This is a genomic window from Halosimplex pelagicum (genome assembly GCF_013415905.1).
Classification (GTDB): Archaea; Halobacteriota; Halobacteria; order Halobacteriales; family Haloarculaceae; genus Halosimplex; species Halosimplex pelagicum.
The window spans coordinates 1,650,063-1,671,042 of sequence record NZ_CP058909.1; the positions used below are offsets into that span (position 1 = coordinate 1,650,063).

Annotated in this window: 19 protein-coding genes; 16 read left to right on the plus strand and 3 right to left on the minus strand. The window is 70.0% G+C overall.

Going from position 1 to position 20,980, the window contains the following annotated elements; all coding sequences use genetic code 11:
* Positions 1–4 precede the first annotated feature (4 nt).
* A complete protein-coding gene (locus HZS54_RS08190; protein WP_179921760.1) occupies positions 5–721 on the minus strand; it encodes a ferredoxin--NADP reductase in 717 nt (238 codons plus the stop codon).
* Positions 722–847: 126 nt separating this feature from the next.
* Here HZS54_RS08190 and HZS54_RS08195 point away from each other — a divergent pair, with 126 nt between their 5' ends.
* Positions 848–1,138, plus strand: a complete 291-nt coding sequence (locus HZS54_RS08195; protein WP_179921762.1) for a DUF211 domain-containing protein — start codon at positions 848–850, stop codon at positions 1,136–1,138.
* Positions 1,139–1,140: 2 nt separating this feature from the next.
* Positions 1,141–1,719, plus strand: coding sequence for a VIT1/CCC1 transporter family protein (locus tag HZS54_RS08200; protein ID WP_179921764.1), 579 nt, complete (start codon positions 1,141–1,143; stop codon positions 1,717–1,719).
* 48 nt (positions 1,720–1,767) lie between these two features.
* Here HZS54_RS08200 and HZS54_RS08205 read toward each other — a convergent pair whose 3' ends face one another.
* The gene (locus HZS54_RS08205; RefSeq protein WP_179921766.1) at positions 1,768–2,229 is read right to left on the minus strand and encodes a pyridoxamine 5'-phosphate oxidase family protein; all 462 of its coding nucleotides are present in this window, start codon (positions 2,227–2,229) and stop codon (positions 1,768–1,770) included.
* A 326-nt stretch (positions 2,230–2,555) separates the two neighbouring features.
* On the opposite strand from HZS54_RS08205, the gene HZS54_RS08210 reads away from it, so the two are divergent.
* The 9 genes from HZS54_RS08210 to HZS54_RS08250 all read left to right on the plus strand — a co-directional run bounded on the left by HZS54_RS08210 (position 2,556) and on the right by HZS54_RS08250 (position 12,565).
* Positions 2,556–3,809 (plus strand): hypothetical protein, encoded by a 1,254-nt coding sequence (locus tag HZS54_RS08210; RefSeq protein ID WP_179921768.1) that lies wholly within the window; start codon positions 2,556–2,558, stop codon positions 3,807–3,809.
* A 426-nt stretch (positions 3,810–4,235) separates the two neighbouring features.
* Positions 4,236–5,588 carry an MFS transporter gene (locus HZS54_RS08215; protein WP_246391848.1) on the plus strand — a complete coding sequence of 451 codons (1,353 nt, stop codon included), beginning with the start codon at positions 4,236–4,238 and terminating at the stop codon, positions 5,586–5,588.
* A gap of 89 nt (positions 5,589–5,677) precedes the next feature.
* Complete coding sequence (locus HZS54_RS08220; RefSeq protein ID WP_179921770.1) at positions 5,678–6,325, plus strand: DUF7979 domain-containing protein; 648 nt, start codon at positions 5,678–5,680, stop codon at positions 6,323–6,325.
* Between the two features lie 99 nt (positions 6,326–6,424).
* On the plus strand, positions 6,425–6,847 hold the full coding sequence (locus tag HZS54_RS08225) for a DUF2267 domain-containing protein (RefSeq protein ID WP_179921772.1): 423 nt from the start codon (positions 6,425–6,427) through the stop codon (positions 6,845–6,847).
* A 121-nt stretch (positions 6,848–6,968) separates the two neighbouring features.
* Positions 6,969–7,265 (plus strand): DUF7562 family protein, encoded by a 297-nt coding sequence (locus tag HZS54_RS08230; protein ID WP_179921774.1) that lies wholly within the window; start codon positions 6,969–6,971, stop codon positions 7,263–7,265.
* A gap of 96 nt (positions 7,266–7,361) precedes the next feature.
* Positions 7,362–8,705 (plus strand): RNB domain-containing ribonuclease, encoded by a 1,344-nt coding sequence (locus HZS54_RS08235; protein WP_179921776.1) that lies wholly within the window; start codon positions 7,362–7,364, stop codon positions 8,703–8,705.
* A 99-nt stretch (positions 8,706–8,804) separates the two neighbouring features.
* On the plus strand, positions 8,805–10,814 hold the full coding sequence (locus tag HZS54_RS08240; RefSeq protein WP_179921778.1) for a serine hydrolase domain-containing protein: 2,010 nt from the start codon (positions 8,805–8,807) through the stop codon (positions 10,812–10,814).
* A gap of 309 nt (positions 10,815–11,123) precedes the next feature.
* The gene (locus tag HZS54_RS08245; protein ID WP_179921780.1) at positions 11,124–11,354 is read left to right on the plus strand and encodes a DUF8015 family protein; all 231 of its coding nucleotides are present in this window, start codon (positions 11,124–11,126) and stop codon (positions 11,352–11,354) included.
* Positions 11,355–11,578: 224 nt separating this feature from the next.
* Positions 11,579–12,565, plus strand: coding sequence for a phytoene/squalene synthase family protein (locus HZS54_RS08250; protein ID WP_179921782.1), 987 nt, complete (start codon positions 11,579–11,581; stop codon positions 12,563–12,565).
* 118 nt (positions 12,566–12,683) lie between these two features.
* On the opposite strand, the gene HZS54_RS08255 is transcribed toward HZS54_RS08250, so the two are convergent.
* Positions 12,684–13,274: a 50S ribosomal protein L15e gene (locus HZS54_RS08255; protein ID WP_179921784.1), complete on the minus strand. Its 591-nt coding sequence runs from the start codon at positions 13,272–13,274 to the stop codon at positions 12,684–12,686.
* A gap of 234 nt (positions 13,275–13,508) precedes the next feature.
* Between HZS54_RS08255 and HZS54_RS08260 the strand changes: the two genes are divergently transcribed.
* The 5 genes from HZS54_RS08260 (at position 13,509) to HZS54_RS08280 (ending at position 20,977) form a co-directional block, all read left to right on the plus strand.
* A complete protein-coding gene (locus HZS54_RS08260) occupies positions 13,509–14,579 on the plus strand; it encodes a TrmB family transcriptional regulator (RefSeq protein ID WP_179921786.1) in 1,071 nt (356 codons plus the stop codon).
* A 392-nt stretch (positions 14,580–14,971) separates the two neighbouring features.
* Positions 14,972–16,891, plus strand: a complete 1,920-nt coding sequence (locus HZS54_RS08265; protein ID WP_246391850.1) for a glycoside hydrolase family 5 protein — start codon at positions 14,972–14,974, stop codon at positions 16,889–16,891.
* A 32-nt stretch (positions 16,892–16,923) separates the two neighbouring features.
* A complete protein-coding gene (locus tag HZS54_RS08270) occupies positions 16,924–18,957 on the plus strand; it encodes a glycoside hydrolase family 5 protein (protein WP_179921788.1) in 2,034 nt (677 codons plus the stop codon).
* A gap of 81 nt (positions 18,958–19,038) precedes the next feature.
* Positions 19,039–19,404, plus strand: a complete 366-nt coding sequence (locus tag HZS54_RS08275; RefSeq protein WP_179921790.1) for a fibronectin type III domain-containing protein — start codon at positions 19,039–19,041, stop codon at positions 19,402–19,404.
* Between the two features lie 46 nt (positions 19,405–19,450).
* Entirely contained in the window at positions 19,451–20,977 is a 1,527-nt protein-coding gene (locus HZS54_RS08280) for a GH12 family glycosyl hydrolase domain-containing protein (protein ID WP_179921792.1), read from the plus strand.
* Positions 20,978–20,980: the final 3 nt, after the last annotated feature.

Here is a 20,980-nt window from a genome sequence, read left to right on the forward strand (position 1 = left end):
CCGCTCACTCCCCGGTCGCGTCGGCCTCCCATCCCTCCGTGACGATCCGCTCCTCGTCGACGCCCTCGGATTCGAGGAGTTCCCGCGTCTCGACGACCATCTCGGGCACGCCGCAGAGGTAGAAGTCGGTCCCGTCGAGGCTCACGTCCAGCGCGTCGGGGAGGTGGTCCTGGACGTGACCCGTCCGACCGTTCCACGCCGCGTCCTCGTCGGCGGCGGAGAGCACGTAGTCGACGGAGAGGCCGTCGTGTTCGGCGCGCAGCTGGTCGAGGCTCTCGCGGAAGATCAGGTGCTCGGGGTCGCGCTCGCCGAAGACGAGGTGGGCGTCGCCGACGCCGACGCGGGCGTACTGCTTGACCATCGGGTAGATGGGGGTGATCCCGGTGCCGGTGGCGACGAAGACGGCGTCGCGGGCGAAGCTACGGACGGAGAGGTTGCCGTCGACGGGTTCGACCTCGATCTCGTCGCCGGGCGAGCGCTCGTGCATGAACACGGAGCCGTTGCCGTCGTCGTAGCGCTTGATCGCGAGGACGAGCTGGTTCGTCCCGGGGAGGTTCGCGGCGGTGTACGGACGGGTCTCCTCGTCGCCGTCGAGTTCGAAGTGGACCGCGGTGTGTTGCCCCGGCTCGTAGCGAAAGCGGTGGTCCTCGGCGACCAGTCGGAACTGCTTCACGTCCGGCGTCATCCGGTGTACGTCGGCGACGGTGACTGTGATGGGCATCGGGACCCCCGCTACGGGCGGCCGACGGAAAGACGTGCTTGCGAGGTCGTTGCGACGGGGCCCGGCGGGGCGCCGGTACCCCGCTGTCGACGCGCTTTTTTGTGGGTCGCGGTCGGAGGATCTCCCATGGCACCCGTCCGCCGACTCGTCGTCGACGTGTTGAAACCGCACGACCCGCCGCTGCTCGCGTTCACCGAGCACCTGAGCGACCTCGACTCCGTGGAGGGCGTGAGCACGTCGCTCGTCGAACTCGACCAGGAGGTCCAGAACGTCAAGCTCTCGCTGGAGGGCGAGGACCTGGACTTCGACGCGGTCGAGGCGGCCGTCGAGGACCTCAGCGGCTCGATCCACTCCGTCGACGAGGTGGCCTGCGGCGACTACGTCGTCGAGGACCGGCCCACGCACCAGGACCGCTGACCGTGTCTGTCCTCGACCGCGCCCGCCGCCTGCTGGACAAGGAGGACGTCCTCTCGATCGCCCGCCGCTACTTCGTCTCGAACGGCTTCGACGGGACGCTCACGGCCATCGGCGTCGTCGTCGGTGCGGTCCTCTCGGGCGTCCCCGACGGCGCGACGGTCATCAAGATCGGCGCCGGCGCGGCCGTCGGGCTCGGCACCTCGGCGCTCTGGAGCGTCTGGGAGATCGAGCGCGCCGAGACCCGCGCCGAGATCCGCCGCGTCGAGCGGGCGATGCTCACCGATCTGGACGACACGCGCATCCAGCGCGAGCAGAGCGGCGCCCGCGTCGTCCACGCGGCCGCCAGCGGCCTCGGCCCGCTCATCGGCATCCTGATCACCCTCCTCCCCTTTGCCTTCGAGGGAACGGTCTTCTCGATGGTCGAGGCCGCGCTGGCCTCGGTCGCACTGGGCGTCGGCGTCCTCGGCGCCTTCGGCGCCTACATGGGGTCGATCTCCGGCCAGCGCTGGTACGTCGCCGCCGCCCGGATGGGACTGGCGGGACTGGTCGTCGCCGCCATCAACGTCTTCCTGCCGGGGTAGCCGCCCCCACACCGGTCCCCGTCGTCAGTCCGTCCCCGCAGTCGCGTCTCAATCGTTGACGAGCGACTCCCGTCGACCGGTGAACTCGTCGGGGTCGAGCCGGAAGAAGTCGAACGACACCATCCGCAGCGGCTCCTCGAACACGTCGACCAGCGGGATGTCGACCCGCTCCATCTCCGCGAGCGTCTCCGTCGCGATCCCCGCCTCCTCGGTGTCGTGGAGTCGCCCGCGCGCGACGACGCTGCGCCATCGCCCGTCCTCGCCCCCCTCGTCGTCGCCGTACGCGACGAACGTCACCGCGCGCCCGGCCAGGTCGCCGGGGTCGTCCCCGTGGCCGACGGAGATCCGGAAGTAGAACACCCGGTCCTCGGCGTCGTAGCCGTAGGACACCGGCACGGCGTCCGGCGGCTCGTCCCCCATCGTCGAGAGAGAGAGCACTCCGGTCCCCCCGCTCCCCAGGAACTGGTCGACCTCGTCTCCCCCCATCTCGATCTCTTCGGCGTCGCTCATGTGAGCCGATACGCACGTCGCGCTAATAAGCCCGCGGCCGGCGTGGCCGAACCGATCTGAGCCGTCGAATCGGGCCGAAGAACGGCTGAAACGTCCGAAATTCTGTGTTTCTCTCCGCCGTCCGGTCGTGGTGTCGGCCTGGTTTTCGTATCGCGGAATATGGTTTACAGGGGTCACTCGGGCGGACTCGCCGCTTCGACCGAAACGCCGTCACGGCGGCGTTCCGACCGAATACGGCTGGGTACGGCGCGAGGAGCCACTCGCGGAGGCCGCCGCCGCGAGACGCGACACCACCCTTTTTGTGCGAGCTCGTCAGTCGAGGTAGCATGGCTGCGGCCGGAGCGGACCTGACGGAACCGCACGTGCTCGCCCGGGCCAAGCGGCGGCTGTTCCCCGAGGACGGCGCCGAGGCCTACGCCGTCGTCGACACGCAGTTCGCCCGGGAGCGGTGGGTCGACCGGGCGACGATCGACGAGACGGTCCGCGAGGCGCTGGCGCCGTTCAACCACGTCCGGGTCGGCTCGGGCTACCCCGACCTGGTCGGCGTGCGGCCGCTCGACGACGAATGGCTGGCGGTCGACCGTCTCGGCGGCGAACCGCCGCTGATCGCCGTCGAGGCGAAGGGCTACGCCGGCGGCGGCGTCGACACCGAGCGCGGCATCGTCCAGGCCCGCGACCGCCTCGGCGAGGCCAACGTCGCCTTCCTCGCCGCGCCCGCCGCGGCGATCTCCCAGACCGACCGCTCGCTGGCCAGAGAGTGCAACGTCGGCGTCCTCGCGGTCGAGACGGACGGCGACGTTCGCGCGGTCGAACGGCCGCGCGTCGTCGGCAACCGCACCGCCGACGCGGCCACCTCGATCCGCTTCCAGGCCAGCGCCCAGGGCGTCGCCGGCAAGAGCTTCGGGCTGAACCATCCGAAGAACTACCTCGCCTACCCGCTCGCCGTGGCCCACGACCGCGACACGGAGACGGTGCTCGCCGAGCGGGTCGTCGGCGCAACCGACGCCGCCCGCGCCGGCGCGGCGTTCCTGAACCTCGTCGCCGTCGAGCCCGACCGGACGACGCTGACGGCGCTCGGCAAGGAAGTCGTCCGCTTCGCGCTCGCCGAGTGCGGCAGCGTCGACGCCGCGCTCGACGCCTTCGAAGACTGGAAGCGCTCGCGCAAGCGCTTCTGCGAGGTCGCGCCGAAGTGGGGACAGCTCGCCCGCCGCGTCGTCTACGCCTACCCCGCGACCGAGCTACTGGTGACCGAACTCCAGTCGCTGCACGACGACGGCGAGCGCGACCCGACGCTCCGGCAGTTCGTCGAGTATCTGCACGGACTGCACCCGACCTTCACCGTCGAGCTGTTCCTCCGCGGCGACGACGGCGTCCGTTCCCGGGCGCTGACCGACGACGGCGACCTCCGAAGCGAGGCGCTGGCCGACGGGAACGCCTACCACTCGCCGACCGTCTTCCAGCTGAAGGCGATGCTGTTCCACGCCGGGATCGTCACCGAGCGCGGCAGCGAACCTCACCGACTCGACCCCCTGGAAGACCGGTGGGCGCTCCGCCACGACGTTGCCCCTGTTCGCGAGTGAGCGCGCGTCGGACCTCCCGCCCCGACCGTCACGGTGCGAGTCCGCGACACCGTCCCACACCGCCGTCAGTTCTAAGTGCGACCTCCGGATCGATCCGGACGAAGCGTTCTATGACCCGCCGGATCGTCGGTCGTCCGGTGTTCGACCCCGCCCCGCTCCACGCCGCGCGGGCGGCCCGATAGCCGCAGCACTCGGGTTCGCTTCGCTCCGCTACGTTCCGTAGCCGCACTCTCTCGGTCGAACACACACGCACATGCCGACATCCGCCGAGCCCACGGCCACCGGCCGGGGCTCGTCCACGCACGCATCGCATCGACGACAGTCGCATCGCTCGCGGTCGCCGCGACCGCTCGAACCGCCGCGCCGACCGCTCGAATCGCTCCCGTCGCTCGAACCGCTCTCGCCGCCCCCGGGAGGTGGTCGTCGATGACCGCCGCGGCCGAGACGGCCGACGGGACGGACGCCGAGGCCGGCACCGCCGAGACCGCCGCGGAGCGGTCGCTGTGGCGCAACCGCGACTTCCGGCGCTTCTTCGCGGGGCAGTTCGTGACCAACGCCGGGGACAGCCTCTACACGGTCGCGGTCCTCTGGCTCGTCTTCGAACTCAGCGGCTCGACGGTCCTCACCGGGGTCGCCAACGCAGTCCTGCTGCTCCCGTGGCTCCTGCAGATCCTCGCCGGTCCGGTCGTCGACCGGCTCCCGCTGCGTCCCGTCCTCGTCGGGTCTCAACTCTTGCAGGGCGTCGTCGTTCTCGCGCTGCCGCTGGCGGCGGCGACCGGCAACCTGAGCGTCGGCGTCATCTTCGCGGTCGTCCCGCTGCTGACGCTGGCGACGCTGCTGATGGCGCCGATGCAGGCGACGGTCGTCCCGCGGATCGTCCCCGACGAGCAGCTGTCGGGGGCCAACTCCGCGCTCGCCACGGTCACGCTCGGGCTGGACATGATCTTCGACGCGCTCGGCGGCGCCTTCATCGCCGTCTTCGGCGCGACGGCGCTGTTCCTGTTCGACGCCGGGACGTTCGCCCTCGCGGCGCTGCTGTTCGCCGGGGTCGCGGTGACGCGGTCGGCGGACGCCGACTCCGCGGCGGAAACAGACGGGAACGACCCCGACGACGAGTCGATACTCGGCTCGTACGTCGCGGACCTGCGCGACGGGATCGAGGTGTTGCGCGGCACTGTCTTCGTCGAACTCGTGGTGACGACGTCGGTGGCGAACCTCGCGACGGGCGTGACGCTCGCGGTCCTGCCGGCCTACGGCGACGCGCTCGGCGGTCCCGCGGTCTACGGCGCCCTGCTCGGCGCGCTCGGGGTCGGTCGGCTGGTCGGGTCGCTCGTCGCGCCGTATCTGGAGAGGGTCCCCTACGGGCGGCTGCTGTTCGTCGGCAACGCGGCCGGCGCCGCGTGCTGGCTCGGCGCGGTCGTCGCGCCGTCGCCCGCGCTCACCGTCGTCCTGTTCGGGCTCGCGTGGGTGCCCGCCGGCGCCAGCGGCGTGCTCACGGCGACGCTCAACCAGACCGTCTTCCCGACGGACCTGCTCGGCCGCGTCTCCACGATCAAGGGGACCGCCTCCGGCGCGACCCTTCCCCTCGGGTCGCTGGTCGGCGGCGTCGTCGCCGAACTGCTGGGAACCGCGACGACGGTCGGACTGGCGGCGTTCGGGTTCGGGTTCACGGCGCTGTACCTCGCCGTTCGCCCCCGGCTCCGGCGGCTCCCCCCGGTCGCCGACGCCGACCCGGCCGCCTTCGACGTGACGGTCGCGTCGGAGCGCGACGGGGAGTGACAGTCCGCCGCGCCGCGCGACCGCCCGCTCTCCCGCCCGTCGAGACGGACAAAGCACTTACTTCGGCCGCCGCTCACCCGCAAACGAGTATGCGCCCCTCCCACGCCCTCGCCCTCTGTGTCGTCGTCACGCTCGCCGGCTGCGCGTCGTTCGGAGGGCCGGCCACCGACGCCGGCACCGCGACGCCGCCCGTCGAGTCCGCGACTCCCACGGCCGGTCCGACCGCGGAGCCGACGGCCACTGGGACGGAGACGGCGACCCCGCTCGACCTCCCGGACGGCGTCGACCGCGACGAGGTGACCCTGGCGTCGTCGCTGTCGTCCGGCGACCGGGAGACGTTCGAGGCCGCACGCGGGGCCGACGAGTGGGTCGAACTGGAGTCCAGCGGCGCCGTCGAGACGTTCGGGGACCTCGGATACGTGTACGCCGACGGGCGACTCTGGGTGGTCGGGTACGTGTACGGGACGCCCGCGTACCTGGTCGACACCGGGAACGTATCGGCCGACGAGCGCGTCGTCGACTACGGGAACCTCTCGACCGAGCAGCGCCGGCTGTTCGACCGCGTCCGCACGGGCTCCGGGTGTTGTCCGGGACCGGACCAGGAGGGCGTCGAGTTGCCCGGCACCGTCCGGTACGACAACGAGACGTACCTCGTCGAGTCGGGCACGCGGAGCTTCGCCCACGGCGCCATCGATGTCGACCCCTACGAGCCCCGGGGGACGGCCACCGAGGAGTGAGCCGGCTCCCGTCGCCTCGCGGGCGCGACCGGGCGGGAGACCGGACCCGACACTTGCCGGTCCCGCGCTTTTGGGCCTGCTCGGCGTAGCTCGAACGCGATGAATTTCGACGAGTTCACCGGCACGGTCCAGCACCGACTCGAACTGCCCGGGACGGGGGAGGCCGTCCGCGCGACCCGCGCGACGCTGACGACGCTCGGCGAGCGCATCCAGGCGGGCGAGGCGACGGACCTCGCCGGCCCGCTCCCGATGGAGGTCGACTTCTACCTGACCGGCGCCGTCGCCGAGCACGGCCAGCACTTCGGCTGGGACGACTTTCTCGACCGCGTCGCCGAGCGGGAGGGCCAGACCGCGCCCGACGACCGGGCCGACGTGGCCCACCACGCCCGGACGGTCGTGGCCGTCGTCGCCGAGGCGATCCCGGCGGGACAGCTCGAACAGGTCCGCGACCAGTTGCCCGCCGACGAGGGGTGGGACGACCTGTTCGAACTGGTCGGCAGCGACGGCGCGGCGGCCGAGTGAGCGGGTCGCCACCGCGCGTCGCTCGTGCTCGGCCGCGGGCGTTCGCGAGCGCCGGGCCGACTTAATCCGGCCTCAGTGATCAGCGGTAAGCGCTAAGTGGGCGTCGCCCGAAGCCGGCTGTATGTGGCGTTCCTCCCGACGGGGCCGCGACGAGGTGACCTGCATCGCCTGCGGCGACTCGGTCGCCCGTTCGGAAGCCCGGGAGTACGACAAGTTCGGCGACCGCTGGGAGCGGTCGGGCAAGGAGTTCGAACACCTCTGCAAGCCCTGCGACCGCGAGCGCTGTCACCAGCCCCGCGGTGAACTCGAAGCGCTCCTCGAAGACGTGGAGGCGGCCGCCGACGGCCGCGACCGCGAGACCTTCCTCGCGACCTACCTCGAACTCGCCGAGCGAGCCGACTCCGTCGAGGAGCGGTAGTCGTTCGGGGTCCGGACGGTTCAGCCCCGCTGGCTCCGCCTTCGGCCGCGGGGCTACCACAGAAAGCCTATCTGTACCCTGGTCATAGCCCGCTACATGACTACCGAGGACGAGCAGGCCCAGGCCGGGACGGTCGAGGGCCAGGGCCCCGTCGAGATCGACGAGGAGATGGCCCGCCATCTCGAGAACAAGCGCGAGGAGCTGTTCGAGAAGTTCGAGATCCGCGACGAGTTCCCCGCCGAGGTGATGGCCGAGGCCGAGGAGCGCACCGAGAGCGTCCAGGAGGAGATCGCCGACGAGATCGACGAACGGCGGGACCTCCGGGAGATGACGACCTGGACGACCGACCCGATCGACGCCCAGGACTTCGACGACGCCATCTCCGTCGAGAAGCGCGACGACGAGTACGTCCTCTGGGTCCACATCGCCGACGTGACTCACTACGTCAACCCGGACACCGCGATGTGGGAGGAGGCCGTCGAGCGGGGCAACACCGTCTATCTCCCCGACTACACCATCCACATGCTGCCGCCGATCCTCGCCGAAACCGTGTGCTCGCTCGTCCCCAACGAGGACCGGCTGGCTCACACCGTCGAGATGCACCTCGACCCCGAGACGCTGTCCTACGAGGACATCGACATCTACAAGTCCGTCATCGAGTCCGACGCCCGCCTGACCTACTCCGAGGCCGAGGAGATCCTCGACGACCCGGCGAGCGCCGACGACATGCTCGAAGATACCGACGTGGACCTGGCCGAGAAGACCGAACTCGTCTGGGAACTCGCCGACCGGATGCACGAGCAGCGCAAGGAGGACGGCTCGCTCGTCCTCAACCCCGCCCGCGACCGCGCCCACACCATCATCGAGGAGTGCATGCTCAAGGCCAACAAGGCCGTCACGCACGAACTCATGTGGGACCGCGGCGTCGAGGCGATGTACCGCGTCCACCCCCAGCCCTCCCCCGAGGAGTGGGACGAGGCACTGCAGGAGATCCAGGATCTGGACGGGGTCTCGATCCCCGGCGAAGCGTGGGACGACCCCCGCAAGGCCGTCAACGCGACGCTCGAAGACGCGCCCGGGCGCCAACTGAACAAGATCCAGCGGGCCGTGATGTTCGTGATGCCCCGCGCCAAGTACATGAGCGACCCCTTCGGCGGCCACCACGCGCTGAACTTCGAGATCTACGGCCACTTCACCTCGCCCATCCGTCGCCTGTCGGACCTCATCAACCACTGGATCGTCCACACCAACGACGTGCCCGAGGACCTGCCCGCCCTCTGCAAGCACGCCTCCGACCAGCAGAAGGACGGCGAACAGTGCGAGCGCGAGTACAAGCAGTTCCTCGAAGAGGTCGGCCTCGACGCTCACGCCGTCAACAACCGCGGGCTGGAAGTCGTCGACGACGAGGACGACGAGGACGACGAAGCCGACGAGGAGTAACTCCCTCCGCGGCGACCCCGACGGCCGTACCTATCGGATATCGAATAGAAATTTCCTGCGCCAAACCTATTTCCCCCGACCGACTGAACCGTCGTCCGGATGGCACAGTCGCCCACGCGACGCAATTTCCTCGCCGGGGTCGCCGCGACCGCAGCGGCCACCGGGTCGGCGGCGGCGGTCCCCTCCGACGACGGGCCGCCCGCCGCCAGTCCGCCCGGTTCCGGCCGTCCGGCCGCCCTGCAGGACGACGGCGGGGACACCGACATCGAATCGCTGCTCGACGACCTCGTCGAGTCGAGCCTGGAGGGCCGGACGGCCACGGGCGCGACCGTCGCCGTCGTCGCCGACGGCGAGGTGGCGCTCACGAAGGGCTACGGCGTCGCCGACCGCGAGAGCGAGCGGCCCGTCGACGCGACGACCCCCTTCCGCGTCGGCTCGGTCTCGAAACCCGTCGTCGCGACGGCGCTGATGGCCCGGGTCCAGCGGGGGGATATCGACCCCGAAACACCCGTCTCCGAGTATCTCGGCGCCGGTCTCGACGACGCGGTCGGCTCGGCTACGCTCGCCGACCTCGTGACCCACCGCGCGGGGTACGAGATGTCCAACGAAGGGCTGTGGATCACCGACCCCGACGACCTGCGGCCGCTGCCGGAGGCGTTGCGTCGGTGGCGTCACGCCCGCGTTCGGCCGCCCGGTGAGGCGCCCGCCTACTCCAACTACGGGTACGCCGTCGCCGGGGGCGTCCTCGGGGCGGTCGCCGAGGGGCCGTTCCACGAGGCCGTCGCCGCCGACCTGCTCGACCCGGCGGGGATGGCCGCCAGTAGCTTCCGCCAGCTGCTCCCCGAGTCGCTGGCCGAGCGCCACGCGACGGGGTACGGCCCCGGTAGCGTCTACGCCGCCGGCGAGTTCCCGTACGTCGGCATCCCGCCCGCGGGCGCGCTGTCGACGACGGCCGACGATATGTCCCGGTTCATGCAACTGCATCTCAACGACGGCGTCGTCGACGGCGAGCGGGTCCTCGCCCCGGAGACCGTCGAGGCCTGCCAGCGCCAGTGGGCGACCGCTCACGAGCGGCTGCCGGGGATGGCCTTCGGGTTCGTCGAGAGCGACTACGGCGACGTGCGGACGCTCCGGCACGACGGCGGGACGCCGGCGTTCTACAGCGACCTCCTGCTGGTCCCCGAGCGCGGCCTCGGCCTCTTCGTCGCGTACAACGGCGCCGACGGCGGTGCGGCGGCGGCCGACGTGCTGGAGGGGTTTCGTTCGGAACTGCTCCCCGACCCCGACTCGGAGTCGGGCGCCGCCGACGGGTCGGGCGACGAGGGGACGCGCTCGCCTGACGGCCGGCCCGCGCGGGCCGAGGACCTCGGGGGGACCTACCGGTCGCTGCGCCGGTCGTGGACCTGGCACGACCGGGTCACGACGACGCTGCAGGCCGGCACCGTCGAGGTGAGCGTCGCCGACGACGGCGCGCTGGTCACGACGGGCGGGAGCGTGTCGAACCGGTGGGTCGAGATCGAACCCCTCGTCTTCGAGCGCGTCGACGGGAGCGAACGGTTGGCCTTCGACACGGGCGCAGACGGCGAGACTATCGAGTACCTCCACCGCGGCGCGAACCCGACGACGGCGTACGGGCGCGTCGAGGGGGTCGACCGGCTCTCGCTGCACGCCGTGCTGACGGTCGTCTCACTGCTCGGCCTGCTCTCGGCGGTGTTCGGGTGGCCGGCGGCCACCGTCGTCGGCTGGTACCGGTCCGGGGACGACGCCGCGTCGGATTCGCGGCGGTGGACCGACCGGCCGGCGCTCGCGCGTGCGGTCGCCGCCGGGGCCGCCGTCGCCGTCCTCGCCTTCCCGGTCGCGGCGCTCGTCCACCTCGCCGCGGCGCCGTTCGCCGTCCTGTCGGCGCCCCCGCTGACGTTCGCGGCCCTGTTCGCCCTGCCGATACTGGGACTGGCCGGAACCCTGGCGGCCGTCGGCTTCGCCGTCCGCTCGTGGACCGACGGCTACTGGGGACCGATCGGCCGGGTCCACTACGCGCTGGTCGCCGCGTCGCTGGCCGTCGCCTGCTGGCTGCTGTGGTACTGGAACCTGCTCGTCCCGCCGCTGTGACCGCGGTTCCGTCGGCTCTCCTGACCCTCCAGTCGGGCCGGCCGCCGGTCCGATTAGCTCCCGATCGAACCGGCCGCCGGCCCGGTCGAGTCCGCTCCGACTGATCCCCGAACTCTTAGAACCGCCGAGAACCGTCGAGCGACGCGCATCGGGTAGCAGCGCCCGTCGACAGATCTTCAATAGCTACGGAAATAATATCCGAATATTCGAGGTCGGTTCGAAGACTGTTCGAAGTGCGTTCGGAGACATGATCTGGCATAACATTTTAGTGGGGATCGCCCGTACGTGTAACTGAGAGGTGACGAACCGATGTCGACCAGCGACAGGACTCGACGCACACGGGAGCACAGCGCAGCAGGTGGCCGGTTCTCCCGCTACGACCTCCTGCTACTGGTGATACCCGCGGCGTTCCTGCTGGCGCTCGTGGGGTCGACCGTGTCGCCGCTCCCCACGAGGGCGTTCGTGGCGGGGGCGTCCGTGGTCGGCGCGCTCGCCGTCGCGGACGGGCTGTTCGTCAATCCGCCCGGGCGCGGTCGCTGACCGCCGCGGGCGACCGCGTTCGAACCGCCGCCAGTGACCGTCCCGGAGACGCCGGCTGCGGGGCGGTTCGCCGGACGCGGCGGTGACTCCCCAACCAGTTGGGGTGGTTGCTTATTTACTCTCTCTCGAACATATGGGTACGAACGGTCGGCCGGCGCTCTGACCCGTGGCGGTCCCCGCGACTCCGAGCGGGCTCTCTACGACCGGCGACCCCTCACCAAACAATGCCAGCGAGCGACCAAGTCGATACGAGCAAGCAGATCCACAGGCGGACGGGGCGGACGTTCTACGCCGCCACGAAGCTCCTGCCCGAGCGGGTCCGGGAGACGACGTACGTCCTCTACGCCTTCTTCCGGATCGCCGACGAGGTAGTGGACCGAACGGACGGCCCCGACCCCGAGGCCCAGCGGCGTCGGCTCGAAGCGATGCGAGCGGTCGCGCTGGGCGAGATCGACCCGGACGCGGGGACCGCGCTCGACGACGAGGAGCGAGCGGTCCTCGACGCGTTCCGGTCGCTGGCCGACCGGACGGGCATCGACGACCGCGAGGTCGAGGTGTTCGTCGACGCGATGCTCCAGGACATCGAGACGGCCCGCTACCCCGCCTACGAGGACCTGGAGGGGTACATGCGCGGCTCGTCGGTCGCGGTCGCGAACATGATGATGGCGGCCATGGAGATGTCCGCCGAGGACCGCGAGCAGGCCCGACCGCACGCCGAGGCCCTGGCCGAGGCGTTCCAGCTGACGAACTTCCTGCGGGACGTGCGCGAGGACGTCCGCGACTACGGCCGCGTCTACATCCCTCAGGAGACGCTGGAGCGGTTCGGCGTCGACGAGGCCGACCTCGCCGAGGCGAACGTCACCGACGGGTTCGTCGCCGCGATGCGCCACGAGCTCCAGCGGACCGAACGGCGCTACCGCGAGGGGGTCGCCGGCATCCGCATGCTCCCCGAGGACTGCCAGTTCGGCGTCCTGCTCGCGGCCGTCTTCTACGCGGAACACCACCGGCTCATCCGCGCTCGCGACTACGACGTGCTGACCGAGACGCCCGAACTGGGCCGGCTCCGACGGGGGTACCTGCTCGTCCGCACGTGGATCCACTGGCGGCGCCACCGCGACCCCGAGGCCACCTTCTACGCGGTCAGCGCCGTCTCGCCCGGCGGCGAGGGCGACGGCGTCGAGACCGACGGCGTCACCGGCCACGTGGCGTAGCGGTCGCTCCCGTCACTCGCTGTTCTCGGTTCTCGCTCTCGGGGCCCCGCGCTCCTGTTCCCGACAGCGACCGCTGTCCGGTCGGGGACGCGAAAAAACGTCGCTGCGACCGCCGAGTTTACCGGCCGCGGTTCTCGTTGCTGGAGATGCTGGGGCGCGTGCGCTCGGCGCCCTTGCCGCGGTTGTTCAGCCCGCGGTTGCGGCGGCCGGCGCTGGTCAGCCCGCGCAGCGCGCGGTCGGTGTGCTGGTCCTCACAGATCCACGAGAGGTCGTCGTCGTTCTCGATGGCGGGGTGTTCGGGGTCGACGAGGATCACTTCGAACCACTTCTGGCTGCCGTCCTGCCCGACCGAATAGGAGTTGAGCACGCGGAGGTTCGGGTAGACGCGGGTGGTTCGCTCCTCGGCGACGCGCTGGAGGTTCTTGCGGCGGGTGATCCGCGTGACGCCCTGGCGCTTCGAGCGGCGACCGGCCGTGAAGCGCTGCTTGCGGGCGCCGCCCTTGCGGATCGAGGCGCGGACGACCACGACGCCCTGCTTGGCCTTGTAGCCCAGCGAGCGCGCGCGGTCGAGGCGGGTCGGGCGCTCGATGCGTTCGAGCGCGCCCTCCTCGCGCCAGTCCTGTTTTCGCTGCCACTGCAACTCCGCCAGTTTGCCGTCGTCCGGGTCCTTCCAGGCGTCCCGGATGTAGGTGTAGAAGCTCTTTGCCATGGGTGTTCACCGCCGGGCGTTGCGTGGTTCAATCCCCGTCGCCGGAGATCACATCCCGACCTGCACAGGCAGGCGCCCGCTGGTGCCCGACCGCCCAGCGAGTTACCCGCCAGTTCCCCGTTCGCACCCTTAAGGGATCCGAACTCGTGACGGCGCGACCGCTCCGCGTGTCACTTCGCCGATGGGTGTCATGCGAATATTATTATATTGGTGTATTATATCCCGTTAAACACGATGGAACGGGACGAGATCCTGGGTGGACTCGAGGACGCGGGGTTGACCTCCTACCAGGCCGACGCGTATCTGACGCTGCTGGACATGGGGGTATCGCCGGCCGTGGACGTGGCCCGGAACTGCTCGGTCCCGGTACCGCGCATCTACGACGTGCTGACGGAGCTGGAGCAGATGGGGTACGCCGAGACGCTCGACCGGGAGACGCTGCACGCGCGGGCCAGGGAGCCCGCGGCGTTCGTCCAGGACCTCCACGAGAAGAGCGACCGGCTCTCGGCGGTCGCCGAGGAGATCGAGGACCGCTGGGAGGCGTCGCCGCTGGGGGACAACAAGATGAACGTGACCAAGCGGGTCGACACGGTCGTCGACCACGCCGAGGGGCTGATCCGCGAGGCCGACTGGACGGTCGACCTGGCGCTGACCGACGAGCAACTGGTCGCCTACGAGAGCGCGCTGACGGAGGCGTTCGAGTCGGACGTGGTGGTGCGCGCGTCGGTCGTCCCGGCGGGGGAGGTGGGGATCGCGGACCACCCGGTCAGCGACGCCGTGACCGAGATCCGCGAGCGACCGATCCCGGGACCGTTCTGCGCGCTCGTCGACCGGACGAAGGCGTGTCTCGCCCCGACGACGCGCATGCCCGAGCCCTACGGCGTCGTCATCGACGACGACATCATCCCCTTTATCTTCCGGTGGTACTTCCAGACCTGCCTCTGGGCGAACTGGGAGACGGTCTCGCGCTGTCGCGAGCGTTCGGCGGTGTACGTCTGCCTGGAGGAGTTCATCCGGGACGCGTACCCGCTGTGGTGGGACGACGCCGTCGTCTCTGTGACGGTCAGCGGGATGGAGCCCGACTCCGGACGCGACCGGACGGTCTCGGGCGTCCTCACCGACATCCGGTACTCCGCGGCCTCCGCGCGCACCGGACGGCGGCCGACGCTGACGGACCTCTCCGGGCAGGCGACGATCGTCCTCTGGACCCCCGAGGGCCGCTGCACGGTGGGCGGCTGGGGCGCGCTCCACGAGGACCTCGAGGTCAAACGCGTCACCGTCGACGGCGTCGAGTGGCTCACCTGACCGGCCGCTCCCGTCTCGCGTCTGTCCGATCCGTAAAACATCATCGAATAGTGTAATTTAGTAATATAGAATTCGGGTGTAAAATACTTGTATTAACTGCTGTATAAACGATAGCGGAGTGGAAAGTACGCCCGGAACCACCCCGTCTCGACACCGAACTCATGTTCGACCGTTCGAGTCAGATCCGGCACCTGTTCGGAATTTTACCATGATATACCTATATCCTTACATAGTCGTTCGTATCGTCTTATTGCCTGAATTCGGTTTAATTGGGTCTCCTAGAACGTTATTTCGAATTCGAGTAATTCATTATCTCTCGGGCTAGAAAAACGTTTTATACCGGTCGTTCGATGTACGGTTCACACACCGAGTGGTGTGTATCGGAGGTCGAGATGACAAACAATGAGCAACCCTCGAACGGGGGACGAGAGGCATCGCAATCCAACGGACCGAGCGCGGACGAAGGGGGACCGTCCCGTCGCACCTTCCTGAAAGGGACGGCCGCGGCCGGAGCGGTCGCGCTCGGTGTCGGCGCGGGCGCCGTCGGCTCGGCGTCGGCGGGCATCCCGACCCCGCAGTTGCATCGCGACGGCAACCTGATCAAGGACCCGGACGGCAACGTCGTGACGCTGCGCGGGGTCAACATCGCCGACCCCAAGCGGATCAACGTCACGTCCCAGGCCCGGGGGAAAGACGCCGTCCAGGTGATCGACAGCCTCACCGACGCGAGCAACGGCTGGTACCCGCGAACGATCCGCGTCCCGGTCCAGCCCGTCGACATCGGCGAGTACGAGCCCGGCTCGGGCCCGCCCGTTCCGGCGTTCACCGAGAGCCAGCTGGAGAGCTACCTGACCAACCACCTCGACGAAGTGGTCCAGCGCTGCGCCGAGCGGGGCGTCTACTGCATCGTCGACTATCACCGCCACCGCGACGTGCAGTGGGCGGAGGGCCAGGACGGACCGGTCAACGCCGAGCTGCAGGACGAGGTCGACATGTTCTGGGATATCGTGGCGCCCCGGTACAGCGACGACTCGCACGTCCTCTACGAGGTGTACAACGAACCCACCGAGCCCGGGATGTGGGAGGACCCGACCGACACGCAGTGGGTCGCCGACGTCTGGCAGCTCTGGCTGGAGATGGCCCAGCCGTGGGTCGACACGATCCGGAGCCACGCCGACAACCTGATCCTGATGGGGTCGCCTTCCTGGACTCAGAGCCCCGAGGGCGCGCTCGTCGAGGAGTTCGACGGCGAGGACATCGCCTACACCTACCACATCTACCCCGGCCACAACTCCAGCCGCGCCCAGGACTGGGAGGACGCCTCCCGCAACGGCGAGGGCGTCGCCGGCGTCTACGAGCAGGCGCCGCTGTTCGTCACGGAGTTCGGCTGGGAGGAGAACGCCGGCCAGTACATCGGGGGGACCGACGAGTTCGGCGACGCCTTCCACGACTTCCTCGAGAAGAGCCCCGCCATCCACTGGACGGCGTGGTGCGCCGACCCCGTCTGGCGCCCGGTCATGTTCAGTCGGCCGTTCGCCGACAACGCCGACGACTCCGTCGGCGACCCGTACAACGGCACGGTCCCCGAGGCCTGCTCGGACCTGCCGTGTGAGTGGTCGCTGACCACCGGCAGCGGCGCCATGGGCGACGACATCAAGAGCTGGCTCGAACAGTACCGCAACGACGGTATCCCCGGCGAGGGCACCGTGACCCCGCCGACGGACACGCCCACCCCGACGGACGAACCGAACACCCCTACCGACGAGCCCGATACGCCGACCGACGAGCCGGAGACTCCCACGGACGAACCGGACACCCCGACGGACGAACCGGAGACACCGACCGACGAGCCGGACACGCCGACGGACACGCCCGCGGCGGACGCCCTCGTGGTGAACAACTACGACGGGGACCCCGGCTGGGCCAGCCACCGCAACGACCTCGGGCAGTGGTGCGGCGCCGGCTCCTTCGAGAACGGCGCCGGTGAGGTCTCTGACGGCGCGCTCGTGCTGAAGTACGACAACGGCGGCTGGTTCCAGGAGCAGGTCAACCAGGACGTCTCGGGCTACTCGACGCTGGTCTTCGAGGTCAGCGGCGCGAACGGGGGCGAGGAGTCCGAAGTCCTGTTCGACATGGGCGGCGTCCGCACGATGCTCTCGAACGTCACCGACGACTCGATCGGCACGAGCACGGGGACGGTGCGCGTCGATCTGGAATCGGCGGGCGTCGACCGGTCGTCGCCGTCGGTGCGACTGAACTTCTGGCAAGGGGGAGCCAGCACGCTCGAACTCTCCGAGATCCGACTCGAATAGACCGACGAACGAACCCACACCCTACCACACCAATGAGCGACGACGGCACACACGACGGCGCACAGGCATCGAACGACGACGTATCGACCTCCGACTCGACGGGCGGGTTCTCCCGCCGGAACGTCCTGAAGGCGACGGGGGCGGCCGCGGTCACGGCCGGTTTCGCCCAGGCCCTGACGGGCTCGGTCGCCGCGGTCGGGATCGACACCCCGCAGCTCCACCGCGACGGTAACAAGATCAAAGACCCCAGCGGAAACGAGGTCATCCTCCGCGGGGTCAACATCGCCGACCCCGCGCGGCTGGCCCGCAGCTGGCGCGGCAAGGACTCCATGGGCGTCTTCGAGAAGGCGACCAACACCGATGACTCCAACGAGGGCGGCTGGTACAGCCGGATCATCCGACTCCCGACCCAGCCCCAGGACATCGCCAGTTCGACGAACGACCTCGAGATGGTCCACGGCGACGACTGGGGGCCGCAGCTACCCGGCCAGTTCGACGAGACCGACATGGAGACGTACTTCTCGACGTACGTCGACCCGATCGTCGACGCCGCCGAGGAGCAGGGGCTGTACGTGATGATCGACTATCACCGCCACTTCCCCATCTTCCACCAGCCCCAGAACGAGGCCGACATCGGCGACTACCAGTGCGGCAACGAGTCGTTCCCCAACGACCTCGGGTTCTGCGGCGAGCGCGGCGTCCTCTGGAACTCCGAGGACCAGGCCTCCGAGCTCGACGGGTACACCGAGGAGTACGCGTCCGAGCTGAACGACGAACTGCACATGTACTGGAACTTCGTCGCGCCCCGCTACAGCAACCGGTCGCACGTCATCTACGACGTGTACAACGAGCCGACCGGCCCCTACGCCGGCGACTGGGGGACGCCCACCCGCCAGCCCAACGCCGGGGAGGACGCCGGCCAGGACACCGACGTGATGGCCCAGGAGTCCAAGCGGTTCTGGGACATGTGGGTCGACCGCGCCCAGCCGTGGATCGACACGGTCCGCGAGCACGCCGACAACCTCCTGACCATCGGGTCGCCCCGCTGGAGCCAGTACACCTACTGGGCGCCCCAGAACGAGTTCCAGGGCGACGACATCTGTTACAGCGGCCACGTCTACACCCACGACAGCCTCCGGCCGCTGTCGGACTACTACGGGACGCCCGCCCAGGAGGTCCCCGTCTTCTTCAGCGAGTTCGGCTGGGCCGAGGGCGGCGGCAAGGACAACTTCAGCTTCCTCGAGGGCACGGCCGACGAGTACGCCGACGACTTCGAGTCGTTCATCGACGAGTACCCGGTCCACCCGATCTGCTGGAACTTCGACCACACCTGGGAGCCCGCCTTCTTCCAGCACGACTCCAGCCAGGACGGGACCTGGGAGATCCACGACTACCAGTCCCGCCCCGGCCAGTGGTGGCAGGACTACCTCGAACAGCACCGCAACGACGACCTGCCGAATCCGGACGACAGCGACACCGACACGGCGACGGCGACGCCGACTTCGACGCCGACCGACGAGCCGAGCACGCCGACGCCGACGGACGAACCGAGCACGCCGACGCCGACGGACGAGCCCAACACCCCGACGCCGACGGACACCCCGACGCCGACGGACGCGCCCGAGACGCCCACGGAAGGGATGACCGTCGACAACTACGACGGCGACCCCGGCTGGGCGTCCCATCGCAACGACCTGGGCCAGTGGTGTGGCGCCGGCTCCTTCGAGAACGGCGGCGGCGAGGAGTCCGCCGGCGAGCTGACCCTGGAGTACGACAACGGCGGCTGGTTCCAGGAGCAGATCAACCAGGACGTGAGCGACTACTCGACGCTCGTGTTCACCATTCGCGGCGCCGACGGCGGCGAGGAGTCCGAGGTCCTGTTCGACATGGGCGGCGTCCGCACGATGCTGTCGAACGTCACCGACGACTCCATCGGGACGGGCGTCACCGAGGTCCGCGTCGACATGGAGGCGGCGGGCGTCGACCGCTCGTCGCCGTCGGTGCGACTGAACTTCTGGCAGGGCGGCAGTAGCACGCTCAGGATCAGCGGCATCCACCTGGAGTAACCCGACGACCACGGCGGTCGTCGGCGCCCGGGCCGGTCCGGACGCCGGGGGGCGACCGCCGGACGCCGACGCGGACCAGCTATGGAACGACACGAGCACGCCGACGGGGACGACGGGGGAGCGCGCGACCGCGGTACCGGGGGTACTGCGCCGGTCGCGCGGGCCGCACCCATCGGACTGACCGTCGACGGCACCACCGCCGTCACGGCCGCGCTCTCGTGGTCCGGGGCGCCGGCGAGGACCGACCACTACAACGTCTACGTCGACGGGGCCAAGCGGGCCGAAGCCGACCGGGGGCGAACCCGCGTCGCGCTCGCCAACCTGGCGCCCGCGACGACCCACTCGGTCGGCGTCACCGCCGTCGACGGCGCGGGCACCGAGTCCCGCCCCGCGACGGCACGGGTGACGACCGACCCGGTCGACCCCACGGCCGAGGAGCACAGCTGACGGACCGACCGACGGCGGGGCACGGCCCCGCGGCACACACGGACACATGACACGAGACGACCACACGACCGAACCGAGCGACGACCGCGCCGCCGACGCGGGGGCGGACGGCGACGAGACGACCGAACCGAGCGACCGCCCCGCGGCGGACGCCCCCTCGCGCGCCGCGAGCAGGCGCACCGTCCTCAAGGCGGGCGCCGCCCTCGGCGCCGGCGGCCTCGCCGTCGGCCTGGGCGACCGGGCGTCGGCGGCGAAAGTCGAGGAGGTCTGCGACTCCAGCGACTACGGCGCCATCGAGGTCGCCGACGGGTTCTCGCTGATCGACAACCAGTGGGGCAACTCGGCGGCCGAGCAGTGCATCTGGCTCAACGAGGACGGCAGCTACGGCTACGACTTCGACGCCTCGGGCACCGGCGGCGGGATCAACTACCCGCAGATACTCGTCGGCACCAAGCCCTGGGGGTCGGACACCGGCGTCGCCGACTTCCCGGTGCGCCGGCGGAACGTCGACGAGCTCGTCATCGACGTCGAGGCCGACTACACCGAGTCCGGCGGCGAGTGGGACTGGGCCGAGGAGTGGTGGCTGCTGGAGGAACCCGTCAGCGAGGAGACCGAGACCCACCGGTACGAGATCATGCTGTTGCTGGACTGGAACGACCAGCACGACCACGGCGCAGTCGAGGCCGCGGACCTGTGGACCGACCGCTACGGCAACACGGTCGACCACTGGACCACCTACGCCGGCGGCGGCACCAGCGCCGAGTTCTACATCTTCCGGGTCCAGGGCGGCCACGACGGCGGGAAGATCGACCTGCAGCCGATCGTCGACTACCTGACCGACGAACACGGCGTCAGCGAGGACCTGTGGCTCTCCGGCGTCGAACTCGGCAACGAGTACTGGGCCGGATCGGTCGGGGAGACGACCTACGAGACGTTCGACGTGACCGTCAACGGCACGACGTACAGCAGCGGTTCCGGCGAGTCGGCCGACAACGGCGGCGACACCGACACACCTACCCCTACCCAGCCGCCGACGGACACGCCCACCGACACGCCGACCGATACGCCGACGGACGAACCGGACACGCCCACCGACACCCCGACCGACGACCCCGGGAACGGCGACGGCGAGGCGCCCGCGGACGCCCTCGTCGTGAACGACTACGACGGCGACCCCGCGTGGGCGTCCAGCCGGAACGACCTCGGCGAGTGGTGCGGCGCCGGGTCGTTCGAGAACGGCAGCGGCGAGGTCGAGGGCGGCGCGCTCGTGCTGGAGTACGACGACGGCGGCTGGTTCCAGAGCCAGATCAACCGCGACGTGAGCGACTACGACGACCTCGTTCTGGAAGTCGCCGGCGCCTCGGGCGGCGAGGAGTCCGACGTGCTGTTCGACATGGGCGGCGTCCGTACGATGCTCGCCGACGTCACCGACGACTCGGTCGGGACGGCCACGAGCGAGGTGCGCGTCGACCTGGCGTCGGCGGGCGTCGACCGCTCGTCGCCGTCGCTGCGGCTGAACTTCTGGCAGGGCGGCAGTAGCACCCTGGAGATCGAGGCGATCCGACTGGAGTGATCA

What these genes read in the sequence shown, in the direction of transcription:
- HZS54_RS08190 (WP_179921760.1), bottom strand. Translation starts at nt 721, where the DNA reads ATGCCCATCACAGTCACCGTCGCCGACGTACACCGGATGACGCCGGAC.
- HZS54_RS08195 (WP_179921762.1), top strand. Translation starts at nt 848, where the DNA reads ATGGCACCCGTCCGCCGACTCGTCGTCGACGTGTTGAAACCGCACGAC.
- HZS54_RS08205 (WP_179921766.1), bottom strand. Translation starts at nt 2,229, where the DNA reads ATGAGCGACGCCGAAGAGATCGAGATGGGGGGAGACGAGGTCGACCAG.
- HZS54_RS08210 (WP_179921768.1), top strand. Translation starts at nt 2,556, where the DNA reads ATGGCTGCGGCCGGAGCGGACCTGACGGAACCGCACGTGCTCGCCCGG.
- HZS54_RS08215 (WP_246391848.1), top strand. Translation starts at nt 4,236, where the DNA reads ATGACCGCCGCGGCCGAGACGGCCGACGGGACGGACGCCGAGGCCGGC.
- HZS54_RS08220 (WP_179921770.1), top strand. Translation starts at nt 5,678, where the DNA reads ATGCGCCCCTCCCACGCCCTCGCCCTCTGTGTCGTCGTCACGCTCGCC.
- HZS54_RS08225 (WP_179921772.1), top strand. Translation starts at nt 6,425, where the DNA reads ATGAATTTCGACGAGTTCACCGGCACGGTCCAGCACCGACTCGAACTG.
- HZS54_RS08230 (WP_179921774.1), top strand. Translation starts at nt 6,969, where the DNA reads ATGTGGCGTTCCTCCCGACGGGGCCGCGACGAGGTGACCTGCATCGCC.
- HZS54_RS08235 (WP_179921776.1), top strand. Translation starts at nt 7,362, where the DNA reads ATGACTACCGAGGACGAGCAGGCCCAGGCCGGGACGGTCGAGGGCCAG.
- HZS54_RS08240 (WP_179921778.1), top strand. Translation starts at nt 8,805, where the DNA reads ATGGCACAGTCGCCCACGCGACGCAATTTCCTCGCCGGGGTCGCCGCG.
- HZS54_RS08245 (WP_179921780.1), top strand. Translation starts at nt 11,124, where the DNA reads ATGTCGACCAGCGACAGGACTCGACGCACACGGGAGCACAGCGCAGCA.
- HZS54_RS08250 (WP_179921782.1), top strand. Translation starts at nt 11,579, where the DNA reads ATGCCAGCGAGCGACCAAGTCGATACGAGCAAGCAGATCCACAGGCGG.
- HZS54_RS08255 (WP_179921784.1), bottom strand. Translation starts at nt 13,274, where the DNA reads ATGGCAAAGAGCTTCTACACCTACATCCGGGACGCCTGGAAGGACCCG.
- HZS54_RS08260 (WP_179921786.1), top strand. Translation starts at nt 13,509, where the DNA reads ATGGAACGGGACGAGATCCTGGGTGGACTCGAGGACGCGGGGTTGACC.
- HZS54_RS08265 (WP_246391850.1), top strand. Translation starts at nt 14,972, where the DNA reads ATGACAAACAATGAGCAACCCTCGAACGGGGGACGAGAGGCATCGCAA.
- HZS54_RS08270 (WP_179921788.1), top strand. Translation starts at nt 16,924, where the DNA reads ATGAGCGACGACGGCACACACGACGGCGCACAGGCATCGAACGACGAC.
- HZS54_RS08275 (WP_179921790.1), top strand. Translation starts at nt 19,039, where the DNA reads ATGGAACGACACGAGCACGCCGACGGGGACGACGGGGGAGCGCGCGAC.
- HZS54_RS08280 (WP_179921792.1), top strand. Translation starts at nt 19,451, where the DNA reads ATGACACGAGACGACCACACGACCGAACCGAGCGACGACCGCGCCGCC.